General features: G+C 57.3%; 3 protein-coding genes. All 3 read left to right on the top strand.

Annotation, left to right across the window (positions count from 1 at the left end; all coding sequences use genetic code 11):
- Positions 1–1,203, top strand: a 1,203-nt coding sequence (gene pepA, locus ACK5JN_RS06975) for a leucyl aminopeptidase (RefSeq protein ID WP_416869489.1), incomplete at its 5' end; no start/stop codon positions are given.
- Positions 1,204–1,347: 144 nt separating this feature from the next.
- Positions 1,348–1,791, top strand: coding sequence for a DNA polymerase III subunit chi (gene holC, locus ACK5JN_RS06970; RefSeq protein ID WP_416869488.1), 444 nt, complete (start codon positions 1,348–1,350; stop codon positions 1,789–1,791).
- Positions 1,791–2,058: class I tRNA ligase family protein (locus ACK5JN_RS06965; protein WP_416869487.1), on the top strand; the 268-nt coding region annotated here is incomplete at its 3' end. The genes holC and ACK5JN_RS06965, both read left to right, overlap by 1 nt.

The raw sequence follows: 2,058 nt of genomic DNA, 5'->3' as shown, positions 1-2,058 counted from the left end.
GGCTCAATGGAAGCCGTCTGCTTCCTGACCGAACTGCACGTCAAAGGCCGCAATAACTACTGGAAAGTGCGTCAGGCTGTCGAGACGGCCAAAGAGACGCTGTACAGCTTCGATCAACTGAAAACCACCAAAAGCGAGCCGCGCCGCCCGCTGCGTAAAATGGTCTTCAACGTGCCAACCCGCCGAGAACTGACCAGCGGCGAACGTGCGATTCAGCACGGTCTGGCCATTGCCGCCGGTATTAAGGCCGCGAAAGATCTCGGCAACATGCCGCCAAACATCTGTAACGCCGCCTATTTAGCCTCGCAGGCGCGTCAGTTGGCTGACAGCTACAGCAAGAATGTGGTCACCCGCGTCATCGGCGAACAGCAGATGAAAGAGCTGGGAATGCACTCTTACCTCGCCGTCGGTCACGGTTCGCAGAATGAATCGCTGATGTCAGTGATTGAGTACAAAGGCAGTCCGTCCGAAGACGTGCGTCCGATTGTGTTGGTCGGTAAAGGGCTCACCTTTGATTCTGGTGGTATCTCCATCAAGCCGGCTGAAGGCATGGACGAGATGAAGTACGACATGTGCGGAGCGGCGGCAGTGTATGGCGTAATGCGCATGGTGGCGGAACTGCAGTTGCCAATCAACGTCATCGGCGTGCTGGCAGGCTGTGAGAACATGCCTGGCGGTCGCGCCTATCGTCCGGGCGACGTGCTGACGACAATGTCTGGCCAGACGGTTGAAGTGCTGAACACCGATGCCGAAGGCCGTCTGGTACTCTGCGACGTCTTAACCTACGTTGAGCGTTTCGAGCCAGAAGCGGTTATTGACGTGGCAACCCTGACCGGCGCCTGCGTAATTGCGCTGGGCCACCACATTACCGGTCTGATGTCGAACCATAACCCGCTGGCGCACGAGCTGATCGGCGCGTCCGAACAAGCAGGTGACCGAGCGTGGCGTCTGCCGCTGGGTGATGAGTATCAGGAACAGCTGGAGTCTAACTTCGCGGATATGGCCAACATCGGCGGCCGTCCTGGCGGTGCGATTACCGCAGGCTGCTTCCTGGCGCGCTTTACCCGTAAGTACAACTGGGCGCACCTCGACATCGCTGGTACCGCATGGCGTTCCGGGAAAGCCAAAGGCGCAACCGGTCGTCCGGTGGCGCTGTTGTCGCAGTTCCTGCTGAACCGCGCGGGTTTTAACGGCGAAGAGTAATGTGTGAATGCCGGATAGCGCTGCGCTTATCCGGCCTACAAATCTGCACGCTGTAGGCCGGATAAGACGCGCGAGCGTCGCCATCAGGCAATAAGGCCGGGTCACCCGGCCTTGTATTTAAATCCATCACAAGAAGCCCCATATATGAAGAATGCGACGTTCTATCTTCTGGACAATGACACCACCGTTGACGAGCTTAGCGCCGTCGAACAGTTGGTGTGTGAAATTGCCGCAGAACGTTGGCGCGCGGGCAAGCGCGTGCTGATCGCCTGCGAAGACGAGCAGCAGGCCATTCGCCTGGATGAAGCCCTGTGGAGCCGTCCTCCGGAAAGTTTTGTGCCGCATAACCTGGCGGGCGAAGGCCCACGAGGCGGCGCGCCGGTAGAGATAGCCTGGCCGCAAAAGCGCAACAGCAGCCCACGGGATATCCTGATCAGTCTGCGGGTAAATTTTGCAGATTTTGCCACCGCTTTCACAGAAGTGGTAGACTTCGTCCCTTACGAAGAAACTCTGAAACAACTCGCACGCGAACGCTATAAAGCCTACCGCGTGGCTGGTTTTAACCTGAATACGGCAACCTGGAAATAATGGAAAAGACATATAACCCACAAGATATCGAACAGCCGCTTTACGAGCACTGGGAAAAGCAGGGCTATTTCAAGCCTAACGGCGACGAAAGCAAAGAGTCCTTCTGCATCATGATCCCGCCGCCGAACGTCACCGGCAGTTTGCATATGGGTCATGCTTTCCAGCAAACCATCATGGACACCATGATCCGCTACCAGCGCATGCAGGGCAAAAACACCCTGTGGCAGGCCGGTACCGACCACGCGGGTATCGCTACCCAGATGGTGG

Origin of the sequence: Kluyvera sp. (genome assembly GCF_047971185.1) — a bacterium.
Classification (GTDB): domain Bacteria; phylum Pseudomonadota; class Gammaproteobacteria; order Enterobacterales; family Enterobacteriaceae; genus Kluyvera.
The sequence above is the reverse complement of the archived record's forward strand: the minus strand, read 5'-3'. Positions and strand labels throughout refer to the sequence as shown.